The following is a 19498-nucleotide window of genomic DNA, read 5'->3' as shown; positions in this document are numbered from 1 at the left end:
GAGTGTGACAACAAATTGCTTTTCGGACGGAGACCGAAGTAACGAAACGGAAGGCAGTTTTTCACCCGGATGCGCTCCCCGCCGTCCCACTTCGCTTTGATCCCCCATGAGCTTCGGCAAACGTTCCTTGTTCGTCTGTATCCATCCGGCACGCTCGCTGGCCGGGTGTTCAGCAAATCTGCTGCTCCTCCAAGGCTCCTTCGGCGTTTACGTCGATGAACTCATCGGCCCGAATAATACGATGATGGACGATATCGGGCCGGCTCGGATCCTCGACGCTCACATAGGCAACCACCGGCTGCCCATCCACGATGCGGCGACTGGTGGGCCTTTGGACACCCGGTATCTGCCGCTCCGCACCTTGTTGGCCTGGAAGCCGGAAAGGCAATCGCAGTAGACACCAACCTGCCGGTTAACGAAATCGATGAACTCCCGCAGGACGTCCAGCTCGGCGCTTATCTTCTCTTGGTCCACATGGGGCAGCTTAGCAGCGGCAGAGGTTTTCTCTAGAACATGCCTTCGCTACGGTGGATCGGCATATGTCAGAAGGTAGCGCCCCGAAGCTATTGCTGCCGCCGTGGCCTCTCGCCTCGCGCCGACAGCCAACTCGCCTCGATCAAGATCAAGGAAATCGGCGGATCAACCTGCGGTTGGAGTAAACGCTTTACAGCCCGGTCTGGTAGCGCTACCGTTTCCAGGTCTGGCGAGCCGGGGAGGGGAGCCTGGGGCTGTCGCGGACCAGACACGAAGCGGTTTCCTTCGACGACGTCGTAGGAAACATTCGGGAGGAAATTGATGGCGTCTGTCGCAATTGGCGAAGTGTACAAGTCATTCGGGACCGTCGAAATTCTCCACGGCGTTAGCGTCGATATAGAAGACGGTGAATTCGTCACGCTGGTCGGGCCCTCGGGCTGCGGAAAATCGACTCTTCTCAGAATGATCGCCGGCCTGGAGAAGATTTCGCGCGGCCAGATCGCGATTGGCGACCGTGTCGTCAACAACGTCGCGCCCAAGGAACGCGACGTCGCCATGGTCTTCCAGAATTATGCCCTCTACCCGCACATGACAGTCGCCGAGAACATGGCATTCTCGTTGATGCTCAAGGGCGTCGCGAAACCTGAGACCACTGCCGGCGTTCAGCGCGCTGCCGAGATCCTCGGGCTGGTGCCGCTGCTGTCGCGCTATCCCCGCCAGCTTTCCGGCGGCCAGCGCCAGCGCGTCGCCATGGGCCGGGCGATCGTGCGCGATCCGGCGGTCTTCCTTTTCGACGAGCCGCTGTCCAATCTGGATGCCAAGCTCAGGGTGCAGATGCGCGCCGAGATCAAGGAGCTGCACCAGCGCCTGAAGACAACGACGGTCTATGTCACCCACGACCAGATCGAAGCCATGACCATGGCCGACAAGATCGTCGTCATGCACGACGGCATCGTCGAGCAGATCGGGCCGCCGCTGGAACTCTATGATCGGCCGAACAATCTCTTTGTCGCCAGCTTCATCGGCTCGCCGGCCATGAACCTGCTGAGGGGCGAAATCGCCACCGAAGGCTCGCCGACCTTTCGCGGCGCCGGGGGGATTTCAGTCCCGTTGGCCTCGGCACTTTCCATTGGCAATGGCCAGCCGGTGGTGCTGGGGATCCGGCCCGAGCACTTGCGGCTGTCCGATCAAGGCATCCCCGTCACCGTCGTGGTGGTCGAACCGACCGGGTCGGAGGTGCAGCTCATCGGCCGTACCTCCGGGGGTGACGAGATCGTCGCCAATTTTCGAGAGCGCCATGCTTTCACGCCGGGCGAAACCATCCAGCTCGCCGCCGAGCCTGGACTCATTCACCTTTTCAACGCCGAGACCGGGCAACGATTGGAAACGCGCAGCAGGCAATAAGCACCACCACGAGGAATCGACAGGAGGAGGTAAGCATGAAGTTCACCAGACGCGACGTAATCCGCACCACCGCCGCTGCGGCGGCCGGTGCCTTGGGAAGCCGGTTCGTCGGCTCGCCTGCTTTCGCCCAGGAGGGACCAAAATACAAACCCGAGGACGGCGCCAAGCTTAGGCTGCTGCGCTGGTCCCCCTTCGTTCAAGGCGACGAGGATCAATGGCTGGCCAACACCAAGCGATTCACCGAAGCGACCGGTGTCCAGGTCCGCGTCGACAAGGAAAGCTGGGAGGACATTCGCCCCAAGGCAGCAGTCGCCGCCAATGTCGGGTCCGGCCCCGACCTGATGTTCGTCTGGTTTGACGATCCACACCAATATCCCGACAAGCTGCACGACGTCACCGAGCTCGGCGAATATCTCGGCTCGAAGTACGGTGGCTGGCATGACGGACCAAAGCAATACGCAACCCGGGATGGAAAATTCATCGGCCTGCCGCTGGCCACCATCGGCAATGCGATCGTCTATCGCGAGAGCTGGGTGAAGGAAGCTGGCTTCTCGGAATTTCCGAAAGACACGAAGGGCTTCCTCGAACTTTGCAAAGCGCTGCAGGCGAAGGGACATCCGGCCGGTTTCACGCACGGCCATGGTGTCGGCGACGGCAACAATTACGCGCACTGGCTGCTGTGGAGCCATGGCGGTCAGATGGTCGACGAGAGCGGCAAGGTAACGATCAACAGCCCTGAGACGTTGAAGGCGATCGAATACGCGCAGGAACTCTACAAGACCTTCATTCCCGGCACCGAAAGCTGGCTCGATGTCAACAACAACCGCGCCTTCCTGGCGGGAGAGCTGAGCGTCATCGCCAATGGGATTTCTGCCTATAACACCGCTAAGATCAACAAGGACAAGGATCCAAAACTGGCCGAAATGGCCAAGGACATCCGCACGACCAACCTGCCGATCGGACCCATCGGGAAATCCGTCGAGCTGTTCCAGGTGACCACGGCCGTGATCTTCGACTACACGCCCTACCCGAACGCTGCCAAAGCCTATCTGCAGTTCATGTTCGAGGACCCGCAAATGTCGGACTGGATCACCTCCTCGGCCGGCTATTGCTGCCAGACGCTCAAGGCGTTCGACAACAATCCCGTGTGGACGGCCGACCCCAACAACGCCGCCTACGCGAAAGCCTCGGCGACGCTGCGACCCAATGGCTATGCCGGGCCGCTCGGCTATGCCTCGGCCGCGACCATGGCCGACTATGTGCTGGTCGATATGTTCGCCAAGGCCGTGACCGGTCAGGCGACACCGCAAGAGGCGATGGAAGAGGCCGAGAAGCGCGCCAACCGCTACTATCGCGTTTGAGCCGGGCTCAGCCGGGCAGCGCGGCTGCCCGGCTGGCTTCGGACTGCGCCAAGGCTGTTCCGGCCGATTGATAAGACCTCAACAGGAGCCTGCCCATGGCCGTGCCGTCAGCTGCCATTCAGCCGCGTTCTTCGAACCTGTCGCGGGTTTTATCGCGCTGGTCCGAGAGCCGGAACGCGCTTGGCTTCGGCTTCATGCTGCCGGCGGCGGCACTGCTGCTGGTCTTTCTTACCTATCCGCTCGGCCTCGGCATCTGGCTAGGCTTCACCGATGCCCGCATCGGCCGCCCCGGCATCTTCGTGGGCCTCGAGAACTACGAGTACCTTTGGAGCGACGCCGTCTTCTGGCTGTCCGTGTTCAACACCCTGGTCTACACGATCAGCGCCTCGATCCTGAAATTCGCGCTTGGCCTCTGGCTGGCACTTATCCTCAATCAGAACCTGCCCTTCAAATCGTTCTTCCGCGCGATCGTCCTGCTGCCATGGGTGGTGCCGACCGTGCTGTCGGCCATCGCCTTCTGGTGGATCTACGATGCCCAGTTCTCGATCCTGTCATGGGCCCTGCAGCAGATGGGTCTCATCGACCATCGCATCAATTTCCTCGGCGATCCGACGAACGCGCGGGCGTCGGTCATTGCCGCCAACGTCTGGCGCGGCATTCCGTTCGTGGCGATCACACTGCTTGCCGGCCTGCAGACGATTCCGCAGTCGCTTTACGAGGCCGCAACGCTCGATGGCGCCAGCCGCTGGCAATTGTTCCGCTACGTGACGTTGCCGTTGCTGACGCCCATCATCGCCATCACCATGACGTTTTCGGTGCTCTTCACCTTCACCGATTTCCAGCTGATCTATGTGCTGACCCGGGGCGGGCCGGTGAATGCCACGCATCTGATGGCGACATTGTCGTTCCAGCGCGGCATCTCCGGCGGCCAGCTTGGCGAGGGCGCCGCGATCGCGGTCGCCATGATCCCGTTCCTGCTGGCGGCGATCCTGTTCAGCTATTTCGGCCTGCAGCGCCGCAAATGGCAGCAGGGCGGCGGAGACTGACATGGCCGCGATCGAAAGCAACCGTCCGGACACAGACGAGGGCGGCATGGGCTATCTCCAGAGCCTGCCCCGGCGCGTCGTGACCGTCTATCTGCCGCTGCTGGTGTTCGTCATCGTGCTCCTCTTTCCGTTCTACTGGATGACGATCACGGCGGTGAAACCCAATCTGGAGATGACCGACTATCAGAATTTCAACCCGTTCTGGGTCGTGCATCCGACATTGGAGCACATCCGCTACCTTCTCTTCGAGACGTCCTATCCGGGATGGCTGCTCAACACGATCATCATCTCGACCGCCGCCACCTTCCTGTCGCTGCTTGCTTCGGTGTTTGCGGCCTATGCGATCGAACGCTTGAGGTTTTCCGGGGCGCGCCAGGTTGGGCTGGCGGTCTTCCTGGCCTATCTCGTGCCGCCCTCAATCCTGTTCATTCCACTGTCGGTAATGGTGTTCAACCTTGGCCTTTACGACACGCCTTTCGCTCTGATCCTTACCTACCCGACCTTCCTGATCCCGTTCTGCACATGGCTGTTGATGGGTTACTTCCGCTCGATCCCGTTCGAACTGGAAGAATGCGCGCTGATCGACGGAGCGAGCCGCTGGCAGATCCTCACCAAGATCGTGCTGCCGCTGTCGGTGCCGGGCCTGATTTCCGCGGGCATCTTCGCCTTCACCCTGTCCTGGAACGAATTCATCTACGCCTTGACCTTCATCCAGTCGTCCGAAAACAAGACCGTGCCGGTCGGCGTTCTTACCGAACTCGTGCGCTCGGACGTCTATGAATGGGGGGCGCTGATGGCAGGCGCGCTGATCGGCTCGCTGCCGGTGGTGGTGCTTTATTCATTCTTTGTTGAACACTACGTCTCGTCTATGACAGGGGCGGTGAAGGAGTGAGGCTTCTGCTGGGCTCGCCTTCCGACAGTGCGCCGGGTGAAGCACCGCAAGCTTGGTATCCTTTTCAACGAACCTAATCGACCTCGTGCTAAAGCCTGCCGAGATATGGGAATCGACTTTTGGCTTGTTTGTGATCCAGGCTGGATTGGAGCGATTGCGCTGCGTCCGGTCGAGAGCGCCTCCACGGAATGACCAGAGACGGTATGACGGAACAAGATTTGCGCGCCCACACGCAAACGCGAACGGCAATATATGCCTGGGCACCGCCGATGCCTAAGGGATGACCGGCGCTATAGTCGCTGTCATCGAAAAGGAGCCTGGGAATGTCCTCGCATAAGATCGCGGTCATCGGTGGTGACGGTATTGGACCGGAGGTCGTCGAGGCCGGGGTGAAGGTACTGGAAGCCTTGACTGGTGCCGAACCGGGTCTTGCCTTCGATTTCAAGCGCTTCGACTGGGGTTCTGATTACTATCGCGGCAACGGCCGCATGATGCCGCGCGATGGCCTTGACCAGCTTAAGGCCTTCGATGCGATCTATTTCGGCTCGGTCGGCGACCCTGATCTCCGCGACGATATCACGCTTTGGGGTCTGCGCCTGGCCATCTGCCAAGGGTTCGACCAGTACGCCAATGTGCGGCCGACGCGCCTCCTGCCTGGACTGACCGGTCCGCTGCGGCCCGAACTCGGCAGGCAGATAGACTGGGTGATCGTGCGCGAAAACAGCGAGGGTGAATATGCTGGCGCCGGCGGCCGCGTCCATCGCGGCTTGCCGATCGAGGTCGGCTTGGATGTGGCTATCTTTACCCGCACCGGCATCGAGCGGATCGCCCGGTTTGCCTGCGACCTTGCCTCGTCAAGGACCCGAAAGCTGCTGACCGTGGTGACAAAGTCGAATGCACAGCGCCATGGTATGGTGCTCTGGGACGATGTTGTTCGCGAGGTGATTTGCGACTACCCCGGTCTGACTGTCGACTGGATGCTGGTCGACGCGATGACCCAGCGAATGGTCAATAAGCCCGACAGTATCGACACGGTCCTAGCGACCAACCTTCATGCCGACATCCTTTCCGATCTGGCTGCCGCGCTTGGTGGTTCCCTTGGCATTGGCGCGACGTCGAACATCGATCCGTCCCGCAGGCATCCGTCCATGTTCGAACCCATCCACGGTTCGGCCTTTGATATCGCCGGCAAAGGCATTGCAAATCCTATTGGATCGTTCTGGACAGCAAGCCTGATGCTCGACCATCTCGGGGAGGTGGCCGCGGCACATCGCCTTATGGTGGCCATCGAGGCCGTCACCGACCGCGCAGAGTTTCTTAGCCCGGATCTTGGTGGTACTGCGAGCACGGCAGCGGTCACGGCCGCTGTGATCGGGGCACTTGGCTTCAACGAGCCGCCCAAAAATCGCCGACGGGCAGTTTGACAACATACAGGTGGGGAAAATCACCGAAGCCAGCCCGTGCATGGGTCGCTATCGTAGGTGACTCGCCTGCAAATGACGCACACCGTGCGAAGGCCGTGGCGAAAGGGTTGCGCAAAGTGTCCGAAGACAGCTTTTACCAAACGGTCGCGCACAAACAGCAGCGCTGCGAGCTGTGGCGCAAGGATTGAACTAGCAAATATCTGATTTCACAAGCTTTATCGTGTTTTGCTTGCAGACAACGGCCATTCGAGCGGCGGCTTCAAATGCCACATCACATGCCGGAGATCCCGTTCGCATGCTGAGCAGCTGTAGACGTGATCTGCTTCGCTCTGGCGCCCGACGTCGGGCCCGAAAACCCTTGGCGTAGCGATGTTTTCACGATTTCCACAGGTGCCGGTAGATTGAGATTTTTCGCCGGCACTGCAATGATCCCTCTCGGGAAATGGCGCGCTGGCTGAAGACTGCACGTCCAGGCATCAAAAAGCGGGGGCTCAGTGAGCATCTGGATCCGCGTAGCGGCAATGGCGGCTTGCCTGACGGTCTTCGCGTCGTCATCGGTGGCAAATGCCGTCGAAATGCAAGGCGCGTGCGGACTGTTACACATAGGCAATACAGCGATGTTTAGGGAGGCTGCTGTTCAAACGACGGACGATTTTTCAAGTCGTGGTGAGTTCCCCGTTCATCGGCATGTTGAGACGGTCTCCTCTGGCGGGGCTGTATATAAGCGAAGCCAGCCCTTCCAGCGTTGGGCGCAGACAAAAGCAGGCAGCGAGCTAAATTCAGACGGAACGCCTATCAACGGAAATTGCCAGCGCCTTCGAAAGGAGCGCGTTGACGGGCGGCAAGCCATCGTCGTGGCGTACGATAAGATACTTGCCGATTGGAAACAGGCGTACCGGTGCACGATCTGGATCGAAATACCGAAAAGCCGACCCCTGAAAAGTGTCTGCAAAGGACCGTTCACTTGGGTCAGGCGCTGGTCCTATCGCTCTGACATAAAGGCACCGATTGGGGCCGGGGCGAAAAATCAGTAAGTGGCCGAGCGGCTTTACCCCCCACGCAGGTGAAGTCGTCCGAACAAGGTCGGATGCGAGTGGCACGCTCTTTTGTCTATCCAGGAACCGAGAACCGGTGAAGACGCTCAAGGGTGAGGACATCCTTCGCCAAGCCTCCATGAAGGATTTCCGCGACGAGACATAGAGTGCGATGCAAGGCTCACCCCGAATTTGTTTGCTGCCATGAAGGCGATCTGCCGGTCCGAAAGCGGATCGGCACCGAAAGCGCAGACGAAGTCGGTTGTCGCATCTTCAGGCAAAAGCGCCCGCATAGCCCACAAAGTATGGAACGTGTCGCCCGCATAGCCGAGCTCCAGCTGGCACCGTCGCCGGATCGCTCGACCATACACTCGCCGATGCTGCGACAGATATCACGGCGTCGCCTGTGGGTGTCGGATCGGGCCAGACCGAGAGATCACTCGATCAGATCCCACAGGCCGAGCGTCAGGACCGGGAAGGCGCAGACGAGGGCCAGGACGACGACACCGGCAAGGAAGAACGGCATGACCTCCCGGAAGACCTTGACCGGCGAGACCTTGGCGATCTGGGCCGAGATGAACACGAGAATCCCGACCGGCGGCGTCAATCCGCCCATCTGCAGGTTGATGATCATGATCATGCCGAGCTGGACCGGGTCCATGCCGACCGATTTCATCAGAGGCAGGAACAAAGGCGCCAGGATCAGCATGGCCGGTGTCAGGTCGAGGAACATGCCGGCCACGAACAGTGTGGCGTTCATCATCAGCAGGAGCAGCAGCTTGCTCTCGCCGCCGACGCCGATCCACTCGATCAGTTGCTGGGGAATCTGCTCGGCGATCAAAACCCAGGCGAACGGGATCGACGCCGCGATCAGGAAGCCGATCAGGGCCGAATCCGTCGCGCATTCGACGAGCGAACGGTAGAAGGCTTTCCAAGTGTACTCCCGGTAGGCGAACTTGCCGAGGATAAAGGTCCAGAACAGCGCGATCGCACCCGCTTCCGTCGCCGTGGTGATGCCGAAGCGGATGCAGCCGATGATGATCGCCGCGATGAACAGCGCCGGCAATGCACGCAGGAACGTCTTGCCCACGGTGCTCAACGGTGCCCTGGCCGATGCCGTTTCATAGCCGCGCTTTCGGGCAACGAAATACGCGGTCGTCATCATGGCGATTGCAATGAGCACGCCGGGCACGTAGCCGGCGATGAAGAGCTTGGCGATGGAGACGTCGGCGACCGAGGCGTAGACCAGCATGGCGATCGCCGGCGGCACAACGTTGGGAAGGATCGAGCCTGCGGCGGTCACGGCACAGGAAAAGGCCGGCGAATAGCCGCGCTTAACCATCTGCGGGACGATGATCTTGGTCGTGCTGGCGGCATCCGCACCGGACGAGCCGGAGATGCCGCCGATGAGCAGGCTGTTCAGGATATTGACGTGGGCCAGCCCGCCCCGGAGGTGGCCGACAAGGGCGGCGGCCAGATCGATGAGCCGGGACGACAGGCCGCCGAGATCGAACAGATAGCCGGTCGTCAGAAAGAAGGGGATAGCAAGCAGCAGGAAGTTCGTCGCGCCGCTTGCCATAGTCTGCACCACGGCCGGACCGGGGATGATATCGGCGCCCCAGGTCGTCAGGAATGCGCCGAAAAGCAGCGAAAACGCCACCGGCACGCCGAGAAAGAGGCAGACGAAGAAGGTCACCGTCATCAGAAGGCTGGGTGAGATATTGACAAACGGCAGGAAGGACGAGTTGTCCATCACGAGATAGACGACCGCCGCGAGGGCGATGGCGGCAGCGTTGCGCAGCAGGGTGCGGCCGTCTCCATCCTGAAACAGCGCGAACAGCAGTCCGATCGCGGCGGTCGTGGGGATCACGCCGAAGCGGTAGGCGTTCGGCCATTGCAGGGTGATGCTCAAGCCGCCGATCAGGGTGGCCAGCCGGTAGCCCGCGAACGCCAGCATGATGAGGGTCAGCGCTACAATGACGTCCCGCAGGAATCCCGCAACGCGGTACTCCGGGACGAAATCGACCGCGACATGCCGCTTCTGGCGGATGCCCATCGCCGCGCCTATGAAGATCATCCAGGTGAAGGCCCAGACCGAGAATTCCTCCGTCCAGGAAAAGGAGTCGTTGAAGACATAGCGTGAGACCACGCCCGCCAGCACGGAAAGCGACATGAGAACCAGCACAACGAAATTGACGGCTCCCATGGCTTTCTCGATGAGAGAAATCACGGGCTCGAACTGCGCCCCAACAGAAGAGGCGCGGCCAACCGCCGTGGTCTGCACGCTGTCTGGACCTTCCATGACCTTCCTCCCGACCGAAAATGATGGTGAGCGACGGCTCCGGTCATGGAGCCGACGCCCGAAAACGCCTATTTGGTGCTTTGGATGACTTTGATGAGCGCGTCGGCATCGGGGATCTTCGCCGCGAACTCTTTTTGCACCGGCTCCATCAGCGCGATCCAGGGCGCCTTGTCCTCGATCGTCTTGATCTTGGCGCCCTTGCTTTCGGTTTCGGCGAGCGCTGCGCTGTCTGCTTTATCGAGCAGCGCCGGCAACTCCTTCTGGGCCTTGACGGCTTCTTCCGTCACGATGGCCTTGTAGCCGTCAGGCAGCTTCTGCCACCAGTTGTCCGCCACCACCCAGGTCCCGAAAGCGTAGATGTAATCGATCTTCGTGTAATACGGTGCGACCTCATAGAACTTGAACGTCAGGTAGTTGGAGGCCGTGTTGTCAAAATAGTCGGCCACGCCTGTCTGCAGCGCGTTGTAGATTTCAGGTGCCGGGATCGGCACAGGATTTGCGCCGACCGCTTTCCAGGTCGCAACGAAAAGCGGGCTCTGAATGACGCGCATCTTCTTGCCCTTCACATCGTCGGGCTTGTCGATCGGAAAGGTGCTCATCAGGTTGCGGGCGCCGTTGACGGAAAACCCAAGCAAGTGGAACCCCTGCTCCTCGAACTTCGGACCAAGCCGCTCCGTCAGTGGGCCGTTGATCGCCACCGCCTGGACATCCGACGTCACCAGGAAGGGAAGATCGAGAACCTGGACCTGCGGCACCCAGGACGTCAGGACCGAACTGGTGAGAACGCCCATCTGCACGGAGCCCAAACGGATTCCCTGCGCCGCGTCGGCTTCGCCGCCAAGCAGGCTGTTAGGATAGATCTTGATGTCGACGTCACCGTTGGTGCGCTGGCGCACCGCTTCGGCGAAGCTTTCGGCGGCGACTTCCTTTGGATTACCCTTCTGGACGTCGAGCGAGAGCTTGGCCGTGAACTTGGCGGCCAGCGCGTCCGTAGCAGACAAGGCGGCCGATGCGAGCGCGGCGGAAAGGATCAAGGCAAGGGCTGATTTCACGTCTAGTTTCTCCTCTCTAGATTTTCGGAATGCAGAAGGTTGCGGCATAGGGTCGTTCACCTTTTACCCGCGACCTTCACGGCTCAGATCAGCGGCGCGAGGCTGGCGTCGAGAAGCGAGGGATCCACCTCCCTCTCGATCGCCTCGAACATGCTTTCCACAAACGTGATGAGGTTGTTGGTGGCTTTCACCGCCCGATCTTCATGGCGGTTTGCCACGGTATCGAGGATCGCCAGATGGCAATCGATAGCCGCGGCCAGGCCACCCGTGGCCGACAATTGGGTGTGATGAATCCAACCGATCCGCCGGAAGATCGTGTGCAGGGGACGCAACGTATGCTCAAGAAATGGCTCGGCGGCGGCGGATAAAATAAGCTTGTCAATGCGGCGGTCCAGAACGTTGAAGGCATCGACCGTCAATGTCTCGCGCCGCTCTCGCAGCACACGGGACATATGCAGCATTTGATTGCGGTGGGTCGACTGCGAGCGTTCAGTCGCAAGCTGGATGACAAACCGCTCCAGATCACCGCGCAGCCGGAGCAGCGTCCGGTCACGAGTAAGATCGATTGGCGCGATTTCCAGTCCGTGACGCGGATGGACGACGATCAGGGTGTCGTCCGCGAGCCTGCCGACGGCCTGATGGACCGGGGTGCGGCTGAAACCGGAGAGGTTCTGAAGCTCCTGGATCGACAGGCGGCTGCCAGGCCTGAGCTCACAGTTGATGATCAACCCCTCGATCTTCTCATAAGCGAGCTCGAAAAGATTCCTGGAATTTTGCCGCCGGGGCGCATCCTCCGCCGCCTGCCAATCCACTAGCTTCGGCGCTGTTCGTTTGCCAGCCATGCCTATCCTCCCAAGATGGCGTTCCAACTCCCTGCAAAAAGGCTTATGACATATTGTGATATTTCACAACAGCAATTATGCTGCTGCGCATCCAAGGATTGACGGTTGCCGGCTTCGATAGCCGGTATCGGGAGGAGTATTTCGACCATGAAGATCACCGCGCTTGAAACCCTGCGCACCGAGGAGTTCTCCAACGTCCTGTGGGTGCGCGTGCACACCGACAAGGGCACAATCGGGTTAGGCGAGACCTTCTATGGCGCCGGCGCAGTAGAAGCTCACATCCACGACACGCTGGCGGGTCGTCTTCTTGGGCAGGACTCCCTACGCATCGAAGCACTCAATCGGATCATGACCGACCTGCCGATGGCGCAGGCGTCGACGGGCGTCGAATATCGCGCCGCTTCCGCCATCGACATCGCGTTATGGGACCTGTTTGGCAAGGTCTGCGATCAGCCGGTGCATCAGATGCTTGGCGGCCTCTGCACCGACAGGCTGCGCGTCTATAACACCTGCGCCGGGTATGGTTACGTGCGCAACAAGAATATCCGGCCGGTCGACACCTGGAACCTGCGCAGCAACGAGGGTCCATATGAAGATCTTGCAGCTTTCATGACCGATGCGGGCGCACTTGCCGAGAACTTGCTCGAAAGCGGTATCACTGCCATGAAAATATGGCCCTTCGACCCGGCAGCGCAGGAAAACCGCGGTCTGTTCATCAGCGCCGAACAGATGAACAAGGCCATCGAACCCTTTGAGAAGATCCGCAACCGCGTCGGCGACAAGATGGAAATCATGGTCGAGTTCCATTCGCTCTGGAACCTGCCGACCGCGAAGAAGATCGCCCGCGCGGTCGAACCCTACCAGCCGACCTGGTACGAGGATCCGATCCGAATGAACTCGCCGCAGGCGCTGGCCGAATACGCGGCCTCGACCGATGTCTGGGTCTGCGCCAGCGAAACTCTCGGCTCGCGCTTTCCCTACAAGGACATGCTCGATCGCGATGCCACCCATGTCGTCATGGTCGACCTGTGCTGGACCGGTGGCCTGACCGAAGGACGCAAGATTGCCTCGCTCGCCGACACCTATCATCGCCCCTTCGCCCCGCATGACTGCACCGGGCCTGTCGGCTTTGCTGCCGCGGTTCATGCCTCCTTCAGCCAGCCCAATACGCTGATCCAGGAATCGGTCCGCGCCTTCTACGACGGCTGGTACAAGGAACTGGTCACCGTGGTTCCGACGATCAAGGACGGCTATGTGCTGCCGATGGAGGGTCCTGGGCTCGGGCTCGACCTGCTTCCGGCGGTATATGAGCGCTCCGATCTCATCTGCCGCAAATCCGAACTATGAGGCCTGACATGACCCTGTTCGATCTCTCCGGTTCCACCGCTCTCGTCACCGGTTCTTCTCGGGGCCTTGGCCGCGCCATCGCGGAAGGGCTCGGGGCGGCCGGAGCACGGCTCATCCTCAACAGCCGGACTGGTGGCTCCAGCCTCTCGAAAGCCGCAGACGAACTGCGCGCCGCAGGCTGCGAGGTGTACGAAGCCGCCTTCGACGTGACTGACGAGCCGGAGGTCAAGAAGGCCTTCGACCGCTTCGACGCCGAGGGACTCGCGGTCGACATCCTCGTCAACAATGCCGGCATCCAGCACCGGCAGCCCATGCTCGACCTGGCGCTCGCCGACTGGCAGCGCGTGATCGACACCAATCTGACCAGCGCCTTCCTCGTCGGGCGTGAGGCGGCGCGCCGCATGATCCCGCGCGGGCGCGGCAAGATCATCAACATCGGTTCGCTGACCAGCGAGCTCGCACGTGCCGCTGTCATCCCCTACACCGTCGCAAAGGGCGGCATAAAGATGCTCACGCGCGGCATGGCCGCCGAGTGGGCGAAATCAGGCATCCAGGCCAATGCGATCGGCCCCGGCTACATGCTGACCGATATGAACGAGGCGCTCGTCAGTGATGGGAAGTTCGACGCCTGGGTGAAGAGCAGGACGCCGGCGGGGCGCTGGGGTAAACCGGAAGAACTGATCGGCACCGCCGTCTTTCTGGCCTCGGGCGCGTCCGACTACGTCAACGGTCAGATCATCTATGTCGACGGCGGCATGATTTCAGTCTTGTGAGTGGCGCTTGCAAAACCCCTTGAGTGGTTCCTATTTGCGGACATTGGTCGGCCGGTGCCCACCGCCTGCTTTGGGTCATGGCGTCACGTTGATGGCTGGTCCACACAGGTCAGCACCGGGTCCGAAAGCAGACATACATCGCGAAAGGTCCGCCGTGCTGCGCTCGTTTTGAATGCTCCGCACGGCGGACCTAGCGACGACCATCGGCGACAACAAAAACTCGCCCGTCCACATGACTGAGTTCAGGCACCAAGTATCCCAAGGCGAAGCACCGCTTCACCCTCAACGGTGCGCCGTTCATGGCTATCGCTGGCCTCTGGCGTGAGGGTGCGGGCAACAAGCCCCCGACCTTCACCATGCTGACGACTGAGCCCGGGCCGGATGTGGCGCCTGTTCACAACCGACAGATCGTGGTCCTCAGCCGGGGAACTGGGCGGCGTGGCTCAGCCTGACGAAGCCCGAAGCTGAGCTTCTACAGCCGCTTCCGGCCAACTCGCTGTCGGTTGAAATGGTCCGCCCCAGAGCGCGCCTAGGACTTCCGCGAGGAAGATGGAGGGGTATATCGGCTTTGACGTACGCGGTTTCAAAAGCGTGCCTGGGTCAGGGGCGCCGCGGAACCAGACGGAAGGATACTGGACGAATTTGGTTTCGGCGCACGAAATCAACAACTCAACGATCGTAGTGCGCCCTGCGGGCCTACCAACTATACGACACAGCGTGTCCGCGGCGATATCCCCTACGTTCAACTCACATCGCACCACTTGAAACTGCCCGCGATTGGACAGCCTATGCTCGGACCGGAGCCAATCCCATGCCATTTCGATTCGTTCACACCGCCGATATCCATCTCGACTCGCCGCTGCGTTCGCTGGCGATGCGAAACCCCGAGCTTGCCGAACTCGTCGGAGACGCCAGCCGTCAGGCGTTCATCTCGATCGTGGATCTCTGCCTGGCGGAGCGTGTCGATGCGCTGGTGATTGCCGGCGATCTCTATGATGGCGACCAGACGTCGATGAAAACGGCGCGCTTCCTGGCGTCACAGATGACACGGCTGCACCAGGCCGGCATCAGGGTCTTCAAGATCCGCGGCAATCACGACGCCCTGTCGCGGATCTCCAAGCAGCTGGTGTTCCCGGACACCGTCACGATCTTCGGTGGCCGTCCCCAGTGCGTGCTGCACACGGCCGGCGGCCTCGACGTCGCGTTCCATGGCTTGAGCTTTGCCAGCCCCAAGGCGCCAGACAGCCTGCTTCCCAAGTATTCAGCTGCGCGCGAAGGCGCGGTCAATGTCGGCATCATGCATACGAGCCTGGCCGGATCGCCAGGCCACGACGTCTATGCCCCATGCAGCGTTGCCGACCTGCATAGCCATGGCTTCGATTACTGGGCGCTGGGCCACATCCATGTCCGCCAAGCCCATCCCGGAGCGAGCACAGTGGTGATGCCGGGAATTCCACAGGGCAGGGACATCAATGAGGCAGGCGAGAAATCCGTCACCCTGGTGACGATCCGCGATGACCGCAGCGTCGAGATCGAGGAGCGGCTGACCAGTATCGCGCAATTCGAGCGGGCCAGCGTCGACCTGACCGAAACGGTGGAGTGGTCCGAAGTCGTCGGCCGCGTCCGCACCGCGCTCGAAGAGGCGCGCGCCTCTGCCAGGTCCCGTCATGTCGTGGTCCGTCTAAGCCTGAGCGGAGCATCGTCCTTGTCGTGGGCGCTGATCCGAGACCGCGACTTGTTGCTCGCGGAAGCCGAGCAGGCCGCGGAACACACCGGGGACACCTGGGTGGAGAAGCTTGAGCTCGAGGTTGCTCCAGCCGCGGCCGAAACGTCCGAAGGGGTCGCGGATCCGGTCTTCGAGCTCGCCCAGTCCATGCGCGCCGATGCCGGCTCGGAAGCTTTCCGTGCCGAGGCGAGGGCGCTGGTCCAGAAGATGATCGCGGATCTTCCGCCTGACGGGCGCGATTTCGCCGGCAAGGACGAGGCCGGGCTTGAGCTGTTCCTTGACAGGGTGCTTGCCAACGGCGCCGACCTCGTCACTGCCCGCCTCAAGGCCGGTGGGTCGCAATGAGGCTGCGGCGACTTGATCTGATCCGCTATGGCAAGTTCACTGACGGGACGATCGACTTCGGGCCAAAACCCGACTCGGGTCCCGACCTGCATATCGTCTTCGGCCTGAACGAAGCCGGCAAGTCGACGGCACTTTCCGGCTATCTCGACCTGCTGTTCGGCATAGAGGAGCGCAGCCGCTACAATTTCCTGCATGAGTACGGCGCCATGCGCATCGGCGGGGTGCTCGAACTCGGCGGCGCCGAGCACACATTCACGCGCACCAAGCAGCGCGCCAACTCATTGCTGAACGCAGCTGGCCAAGCGGTCAGCGAGATGGCGATATCGGCGCATCTCGCCGGCCTGTCGCGCGACGCATACGAGACCATGTTCTCGTTGGACGACGAAACGCTGGAAGCAGGCGGGAAATCAATCCTGGAGTCGCGCGGCGACCTGGGCAAGCTGCTGTTCACGGCCAGCGCCGGCCTCGGCCACGCAAGCGATACGTTGAGCCTGCTCGAGGCCGAGGCGGACAAGCTCTATCGCAAGCAGGCACACGCAACCGACCTTGCGCTGCTCAAGAAGCGGCTTGCGGAACTGAAGTCCAAGCGGGAGGCGGTCGATACCTTGGCGTCGACGTTCGAAACGCTCGAGACAGAGCGCCTCGACGCGACAGAGAAATACGACCGCAGCCTGGCCGAACGGTCGGTGCTGTCGGCTCGGCTCGACACCATCGCGAAATATCTGCGCGCGTTGCCGATCCTAGCCGTTATCCGACGCAAGCAGGCCCAACTGGCCGAGTTGCCCGACACCGCATCACCGACACGGAACTGGACGGGTAGCATCACGGAGACAATCGATGACGACGCCAGTCTGAGAACGCGACTGACAGCGAGCGTCGACGACCTCGAGCGGGTGACGACGAAGATCGCCTCGGTCGAAGTCGACGCGGTCATCCTTGCGATTTCCGAGCGGGTCCGCGGCCTGGCCGACCGCAAGGCGCGCCACGTCTCGGCCGGGCTGGACCTGCCAAGTCGCAGGACTGAACTGCAGATTCTCGACAATGCCGTGGCGACCTGCCTTGCCGCACTGGGAAGGTCGTCCGAGCCGGATCCTGCCAGGCTGCTCTTGCCTGCTGCAACCATCGGCGCCGTGCGCACCATGGTGGAGCAGCGATCCGGCATCGTAACCGGCGTGCGTGTCGCGCGCGACGAGGCCGCGGCTGCTGCTGCTGCGCTGCAGGCGGCACACGAGCGGGTCGGCGAAGAACGGGCCGTTCCCGAGCCTGCCAGGGCCAGGCTGGCCTCGGCCTTGTCTACCGCCAGGGCCAGCGGCTACGTGCGGGACACCAAGGCGGCGCGCGAGGCGGCGGATGCGGGAGCAGTTCGATGGCAGGCCGCAATCGCGCGCTTGCATCCCTGGGCGGGAGATGCCCAGGCATTGGCCAGGATCGCCGTCGCGAATGCCGGACAGCTTGGCGCGTGGAAGGCGCAGGCCGCGGAACTGGGGAAGAGCAGGAGGGTCGTTTGCGAACGGCTTGCCGAGCATCAAGGCAATCACGATCTGCTTTCGGCGCGGCTGGATGCCCTTCGCGCCTCGGTCGACGTCACCGACGATGATGCGGCGAGCGCCATCCGGCGTGTCCGCGACGAGGCCTGGGCAAGGCATCGCCATGACCTGACGAGCGATACGGCGGATGAATTCGCGGCAGCACTGGCCCGAGACGACAGCATCGCGGCTGGCCGTCTGGCCAACGCTCGTGAGCTCGTCGAGATCCGCAGCACACGCCGCAACCTTGTTGAAGCCGCGGCCACCATCGTGCATCTGCGCGACCAGCTTGCCCGCATCGGCTCCGATCTGGAAACGCTGGTCCTGGACATTCGCGCCGCGGCAACAAACCTGCTTGGCGAAATCCCGCAAACATCCCCCGAACAGCTGATCGAACTGATCGAGGATCGCATTGCTGCCCGCAGCGCTGCGCTCGCAGCCTGGGAGGAGATCGAGCTTTCGCGCAGGAAGAGCGAGCGCGCGGCTGATGAGGAGGGCCAGATACGCCTCGAGCTGAGCGGCGCGCTGGCAAGCGTCGGCGTCGGTTCGGATCCTGGTGGCAGCCTGGAAGCAGTCATGACCATGGCTGAGCTTTTCCTTGAGAGACAATTCAAGGTGGACGCCGAGCGCACCGAGGCGCTCAACACTGTCGGCGCAAGGCAGGAGGATCTGGCCGCCAGGCGCCGCGCCATCGAAGTCGCGGAGCGGCGTGAGGATGAATGGCTGGCAAGCGTTGCCGAAGCACTCAAGGGTACCTGGCTCGAGAACGGGATCTCGGCGCCGGGTGTCGGCGGTGTTCTCGATCAACTGGCTGAACTGTCCAGATGTCTTCAGGACCGGGACGCCATGCAACTGCGCATCGACAAGATGGAAGCCGACAGGGACCATTTCCTGGTCGAGGTCTGCGCTCTTGCTGCCGAAGCGGGCGAGGCGGCCGATGACGGCGACCCGGAGCAGCTGGCCATCCGGCTTGCGGAGCGCCTGGAGCGCGCCGAGCGCACATGTGAGGTCAGGGCAAGCCTCGTCAATGACCTGCAGCGCCTGCAGGATGCGCGTGAGATCATCGATGCCGAGATTGCGGCACATGAGCGCCGCAAGAATGAGGTCCTCGACGTCTTTGGCGTCGCCACCCTGGCCGACGTCGTGCAACGCGACGAACTGCTGCGCGACAGGGATCGCCTGCGCTCAGCCGTGACCGGCCTTGAGGAGCAGGTGGCATCCGGGCTCGCGGTAGAAGGATTCGAGCAGGCGCGTTCGATATTGGATGCTGTCGATCCAGACAGTCTCGCGATCGAGAAGGCCGAAGTCGAGCAACGGCTTCGCGACCTTGACGAAGCGTTGCAGCAACAGCTCATTCGGCAGACGCGCGCGGGCGACAGGCTGGACGCCATCGGCGGCGACGCCGCTGTTGCCCGCATGGATGCCGAACGGCGCACCATCCTTCTGGACATCGAGGAAAAGGCCGTCCGTTATCTTGAGTTGAAACTGGGAATAATGGCGGCGGGAAATGCTCTGCGTCTTTACCGCGAACGTCACCGCTCCGGGATGATGCAGCGCGCATCGGACGCATTCGCGCTTATGACGCGCGGCCAGTATTCGGGCCTGACGACCCAGCCCGTCAAAGGTGGGGAAGTGCTCATCGCATTGCAGCGCGACGGGCAGTCCAAGGTCGCCGACGCGCTGTCGAAGGGGGCGCGCTTTCAGCTCTACCTGGCGCTTCGGCTTGCGGGGTACTACGAGTTTGCGCAGTTTCGGCCCTCCGTGCCGTTCATCGCAGACGACATCATGGAGACCTTCGACCATGTCCGGTCGGAGGAGGTCTTCCGATTGTTTGGCGAAATGGCAAGTGCCGGACAGGTGATCTACCTGACGCATCACCAGCACCTGTGTGAAATCGCCAAGACGGTTGTCCCGGGCGTGACGATCCACGAGCTCGGATGACACTGGCTT

At 61.6% G+C, this 19498-nt stretch carries 13 protein-coding genes and 1 pseudogene; 11 read left to right on the top strand and 3 right to left on the bottom strand.

All coding sequences use genetic code 11. The annotated features are described in order from the left end of the window. The first annotated feature begins 106 nt into the window (after positions 1 to 106). The 6 genes from WC739_RS17150 to WC739_RS17125 all read left to right on the top strand — a co-directional run bounded on the left by WC739_RS17150 (position 107) and on the right by WC739_RS17125 (position 6601). Entirely contained in the window at positions 107 to 397 is a 291-nt protein-coding gene (locus WC739_RS17150) for a hypothetical protein (protein WP_372954214.1), read from the top strand. A gap of 398 nt (positions 398 to 795) precedes the next feature. Further along, positions 796 to 1878 carry an ABC transporter ATP-binding protein gene (locus WC739_RS17145; protein ID WP_372954213.1) on the top strand — a complete coding sequence of 361 codons (1083 nt, stop codon included), beginning with the start codon at positions 796 to 798 and terminating at the stop codon, positions 1876 to 1878. Between the two features lie 35 nt (positions 1879 to 1913). After that, positions 1914 to 3239: an ABC transporter substrate-binding protein gene (locus WC739_RS17140; protein WP_372954212.1), complete on the top strand. Its 1326-nt coding sequence runs from the start codon at positions 1914 to 1916 to the stop codon at positions 3237 to 3239. 194 nt (positions 3240 to 3433) lie between these two features. Then, positions 3434 to 4285 (top strand): carbohydrate ABC transporter permease, encoded by an 852-nt coding sequence (locus WC739_RS17135; protein ID WP_372954215.1) that lies wholly within the window; start codon positions 3434 to 3436, stop codon positions 4283 to 4285. Position 4286: 1 nt separating this feature from the next. Further along, a complete protein-coding gene (locus WC739_RS17130) occupies positions 4287 to 5177 on the top strand; it encodes a carbohydrate ABC transporter permease (protein WP_372954211.1) in 891 nt (296 codons plus the stop codon). A 323-nt stretch (positions 5178 to 5500) separates the two neighbouring features. Further along, entirely contained in the window at positions 5501 to 6601 is a 1101-nt protein-coding gene (locus WC739_RS17125; RefSeq protein ID WP_372954210.1) for a tartrate dehydrogenase, read from the top strand. Between the two features lie 1470 nt (positions 6602 to 8071). Here WC739_RS17125 and WC739_RS17120 read toward each other — a convergent pair. The 3 genes from WC739_RS17120 to WC739_RS17110 all read right to left on the bottom strand — a co-directional run bounded on the left by WC739_RS17120 (position 8072) and on the right by WC739_RS17110 (position 11831). Next, a complete protein-coding gene (locus WC739_RS17120) occupies positions 8072 to 9937 on the bottom strand; it encodes a TRAP transporter large permease subunit (protein WP_372954209.1) in 1866 nt (621 codons plus the stop codon). Positions 9938 to 10005: 68 nt separating this feature from the next. Then, positions 10006 to 10989 (bottom strand): TRAP transporter substrate-binding protein, encoded by a 984-nt coding sequence (locus WC739_RS17115; protein ID WP_372954208.1) that lies wholly within the window; start codon positions 10987 to 10989, stop codon positions 10006 to 10008. An 83-nt stretch (positions 10990 to 11072) separates the two neighbouring features. Beyond that, positions 11073 to 11831 carry a GntR family transcriptional regulator gene (locus tag WC739_RS17110; protein ID WP_372954207.1) on the bottom strand — a complete coding sequence of 253 codons (759 nt, stop codon included), beginning with the start codon at positions 11829 to 11831 and terminating at the stop codon, positions 11073 to 11075. 147 nt (positions 11832 to 11978) lie between these two features. Between WC739_RS17110 and WC739_RS17105 the strand changes: the two genes are divergently transcribed. The 5 genes and pseudogenes from WC739_RS17105 (at position 11979) to WC739_RS17085 (ending at position 19489) form a co-directional block, all read left to right on the top strand. Beyond that, positions 11979 to 13178, top strand: a complete 1200-nt coding sequence (locus WC739_RS17105) for a mandelate racemase/muconate lactonizing enzyme family protein (RefSeq protein WP_372954206.1) — start codon at positions 11979 to 11981, stop codon at positions 13176 to 13178. 8 nt (positions 13179 to 13186) lie between these two features. Then, on the top strand, positions 13187 to 13951 hold the full coding sequence (locus tag WC739_RS17100; protein WP_372954205.1) for an SDR family oxidoreductase: 765 nt from the start codon (positions 13187 to 13189) through the stop codon (positions 13949 to 13951). A gap of 242 nt (positions 13952 to 14193) precedes the next feature. Next, positions 14194 to 14468: pseudogene (locus tag WC739_RS17095) on the top strand (SOS response-associated peptidase family protein); the annotation flags it as partial. Between the two features lie 294 nt (positions 14469 to 14762). After that, complete coding sequence (locus WC739_RS17090; RefSeq protein WP_372954204.1) at positions 14763 to 16022, top strand: exonuclease SbcCD subunit D; 1260 nt, start codon at positions 14763 to 14765, stop codon at positions 16020 to 16022. Beyond that, on the top strand, positions 16019 to 19489 hold the full coding sequence (locus WC739_RS17085; RefSeq protein WP_372954203.1) for an AAA family ATPase: 3471 nt from the start codon (positions 16019 to 16021) through the stop codon (positions 19487 to 19489). Before WC739_RS17090 ends, WC739_RS17085 begins: the two co-directional genes overlap by 4 nt. The last annotated feature ends 9 nt before the right edge of the window (positions 19490 to 19498 follow it).

It is taken from the genome of Mesorhizobium sp., from assembly GCF_041661565.1.
Classification (GTDB): Bacteria; Pseudomonadota; Alphaproteobacteria; order Rhizobiales; family Rhizobiaceae; genus Mesorhizobium.
Note: the sequence above shows the minus strand (reverse complement) of the source record. Positions and strands in the feature narration are given on the sequence as shown.